Here is a 3,404-nt window from a genome sequence, read left to right on the forward strand (position 1 = left end):
CGTTGTGGTCTGTCCCGTTTGGGCTCTGTCAGGCGCGGGGTGGGCTGCTCAAACCCCCGCCTGCGCCACCGGTATGCTCAGCATCAGTGCTTGTGGTGCGCAGATAGGTACTGATCAGGATGAAGGTCACGAATAAGGGCAACAAGCCCCCTAGCCCCTGCACCACCAGGTCCAGGTGCAGCAGGACCGGCACCAGGAACTTACCCGCCCCGAGCAGTGCGAGGCCCGTGAGCAGGAACACGCCGCTCACGACGACGCCGTCGCGCATGGTGCGGCAGCCGATCTTGAAGCGCTGCATGATGATCTCCGTGACAGGCTGATCCGAGCGATACCCGGTCTGTCGATGTGCCGATGATTGCCCATGGTGGTGGCCAGAATCGGAACAGAGCGCCAAACGCGGTTACTCCGCGCTTACGATAGGGGACTCCGCCCCTAGACCGGCTTGATGTATGTCTACGGTGCGGCGATGCGCCGCCCCGGGAGGTCACGCCATCACCGCGGATCAACCCCAGCTGCGCCTGGTGGAAGACGATCCCCATTATCTCCCGTGCGATACGGCCGCCTCCAGCAGCACCCTGGCCACGTCGTTCCAGGCGTCGAGTCCTTGCAGCCAGGGCGCATCATCGGTGAGCGCGGTGGCTGCGAGCTGGGCGCCGATCTGCTCACGCTGATCACGGGACAGCGCATCCGCTCGCGACCGCAGCGTCCATGGTGGCCCGACGTCGCCGAGGCGCAGCTTCAGTGCGGCGTGCTCCGGTGCGGGAGGCACCTCCGGACCGAGCGCCGCCGGGCCGCTTAGGCATTCTTCCCTCAGCTGCGGCGGCCGCGCCGCCGGGGGCTGGTCAGAGCTGCGCACCGACACTTCACACTTCCAACTTCACCCTGCAAACTTCCCGCCATTCCGCGTCATCAGGAGTCCTCCATGTCCCGAACCCCCGTCAAGAAGGTCGTGCTCGCCTACTCCGGCGGCCTCGACACCTCCGTGATCCTCAAGTGGCTCAAGCAGGAGTACGGCTGCGAGGTGGTGACCTTCACCGCCGACATCGGCCAGGGCGAGGAGCTGGAGCCCGCGCGCGAGAAGGCCAAGGCCGCCGGCATCCAGGAAATCTATATCGACGACCTGCGCGAGGAGTTCGTCCGCGACTTCGTCTATCCGATGTTCCGGGCCAACGCCATCTACGAGGGTGAGTATCTGCTCGGCACCTCCATCGCGCGGCCACTCATCGCCAAACGGCTGGTGGAGATCGCCGCCGAGACCGGCGCCGACGCCATCAGTCACGGCGCCACGGGTAAGGGCAACGACCAGGTGCGCTTCGAGCTGACGGCCTATGCGCTCAACCCGGACATCAAGATTATCGCGCCGTGGCGGGAGTGGGATCTGCTCTCCCGCGAGAAATTGATGAACTACGCTGCCGAGCATGGCATTGCCATCGAGCAAAAGCGCGACGGCACCAAGTCGCCGTACAGCATGGACGCGAACCTGCTGCATATTTCCTACGAGGGCTACGACCTGGAAGACCCCTGGGTGGAGCCGGGGGGCGACATGTGGCGCTGGACCAAGGACCCACAGGACGCCCCGGACACGCCGGTGGAGATCACGTTGACCTTCATACGGGGCGACGTCACCGCCATTGACGGCAATGCCATGACGCCGGCCGCAGTGCTGGCGGCGCTGAACCGCATCGGCGGCGAGCACGGCATCGGCCGCGCGGACATCGTCGAGAACCGCTATGTCGGCATGAAGTCCCGCGGCTGTTACGAGACGCCCGGCGGCACCATCCTGCTCAAGGCCCACCGCGCCATGGAGTCACTGACCCTGGACCGCGAGGCGGCGCACCTGAAAGACGAGCTGATGCCGCGCTACGCGGAGCTCATCTACAACGGCTACTGGTTCAGCCCGGAGCGCGAGATGCTGCAGGCTGCCATCGATCAGACCCAGACGGTGGTCAACGGCGACGTGCGCCTGAAGCTCTACAAGGGCAACGTCACGGTCGTCGGCCGACGCTCCGCCACCAACAGCCTATTCGATGAGTCCATTGCGACCTTCGAGGAGGATGCCGGCGCCTATGATCAGGGCGACGCGACGGGCTTCATTCGGCTGAACGCGCTGCGGCTGCGCGTGCAGGGGCGGCGGCGCTGATGCATTACGGCGGTGGTGGAAGTTGCCGTCAGCAGCCTGCAGCGGCTGGTAACATGACCGGCTGTTCTGACCATTCCGCCACGCCATTCTCATGCGTTGCAATTGGGCCCTCCGCGGGGCCTCAGCCAAGGAGAACCTCACCACATGAACTGGTATCTCGAAGTCCTCAAGAAGTACACGCAGTTTACCGGACGCGCCCAACGGGCGGAGTTTTGGTATTTCACGCTGTTCAACTTCCTGATCATCGTCGCGCTGGCTTTGGTCGACAACCTGATCGGCACCTACTCCGCGGAAACCGGCTACGGCCTGATCAGCGGGCTCTACATGCTGGGCGTATTGCTGCCCGGCATCGCGGTGGCCATCCGGCGCCTGCATGACACCGGCCGCAGCGGCTGGTGGTACTTGCTGGTCCTAATTCCCATCCTGGGTGCATTGGTGCTGATCTTCTTCTTCGTGCAAGACAGCCAGCCGGGCACGAACGCACACGGGCCGAACCCGAAAGGGATCGCCGCCTGAAAGGCCTACGATGTCCGTCCGCTTACGCTGGCGGCGCACGCCGCACTCAGCCGCCCTGGCGGGCCAGCAGATCCTGCAGCGCCCGCAGCAGGTCTGTCTCGGTGATGATGCCCACCAAATGACCGCCGCCGGCGTCGGAGACGGGCAGGCAGCCGATGTGGTCGTCCATCATGCGCTCAACGGCGGCGCCCAGGCTCGCTTCCGGCGAGATGGTGGTCACGGGCTTGTGCATGATCTCGCCGACCTCCACCGGCGCTTCCTGGAAGCAGCGGGCGGCGAGCTGGAGGTCGCGGCGCGCCACCAAACCCGCGCAATTACCGGCGGCATCCAGCACCGGCAGGTGGTGCAGGCTTTTCTCCTCCATGATGCTGAAGGCTTGCTGGTAGTCGGCGCCGGAGTCGATGGTGACAGGCGCGGGGCTCATGTAGTCGCGAACTTGCATTTGGAGTGGCTCCTTTCTTGGGTGGTCGTGGCGTCGCCGTTTGTACGCGCGCCCATGAGTAACGCCGATAAATCGACGCTTCCCTCGGCGCAGCGATCGGGTATCAGCAAGCGGCAGCATGCGCCACGGGGGCGCCGTTGAGAAGTGGCGTCGGTCAAGCAAGGGCGCGAGTCCATCTGCCAGGGGCGTTGGCGGGGCGACGCCGACCCAATTGCTTTTTGCGCCAGATCAACGAACCACCGCGTGCGTAAGCCGTCCGACAAACGGCAGTATCCGGGCGTTGGCGGCTCTAAGGAGATGCTGATT

5 protein-coding genes are annotated in these 3,404 nt (G+C 65.0%); 2 read left to right on the forward strand and 3 right to left on the reverse strand.

Features of this window, described 5'->3' with window-relative positions; all coding sequences use genetic code 11:
- Positions 1-28: 28 nt before the first annotated feature.
- Positions 29-298: a hypothetical protein gene (locus I6U14_RS05815; protein WP_296897634.1), complete on the reverse strand. Its 270-nt coding sequence runs from the start codon at positions 296-298 to the stop codon at positions 29-31.
- 240 nt (positions 299-538) lie between these two features.
- Entirely contained in the window at positions 539-856 is a 318-nt protein-coding gene (locus tag I6U14_RS05820) for a hypothetical protein (RefSeq protein WP_296897635.1), read from the reverse strand.
- A 66-nt stretch (positions 857-922) separates the two neighbouring features.
- Here I6U14_RS05820 and I6U14_RS05825 point away from each other — a divergent pair, with 66 nt between their 5' ends.
- Positions 923-2,140 carry an argininosuccinate synthase gene (locus I6U14_RS05825; RefSeq protein ID WP_296897636.1) on the forward strand — a complete coding sequence of 406 codons (1,218 nt, stop codon included), beginning with the start codon at positions 923-925 and terminating at the stop codon, positions 2,138-2,140.
- Between the two features lie 144 nt (positions 2,141-2,284).
- Positions 2,285-2,656: a DUF805 domain-containing protein gene (locus I6U14_RS05830; protein ID WP_296897637.1), complete on the forward strand. Its 372-nt coding sequence runs from the start codon at positions 2,285-2,287 to the stop codon at positions 2,654-2,656.
- A gap of 46 nt (positions 2,657-2,702) precedes the next feature.
- On the opposite strand, the gene I6U14_RS05835 is transcribed toward I6U14_RS05830, so the two are convergent.
- Positions 2,703-3,098 carry an HPP family protein gene (locus I6U14_RS05835; RefSeq protein WP_296897639.1) on the reverse strand — a complete coding sequence of 132 codons (396 nt, stop codon included), beginning with the start codon at positions 3,096-3,098 and terminating at the stop codon, positions 2,703-2,705.
- Positions 3,099-3,404: the final 306 nt, after the last annotated feature.

It is taken from the genome of Thiohalocapsa sp., assembly GCF_019695415.1.
Lineage (GTDB): Bacteria > Pseudomonadota > Gammaproteobacteria > Chromatiales > Chromatiaceae > Thiohalocapsa.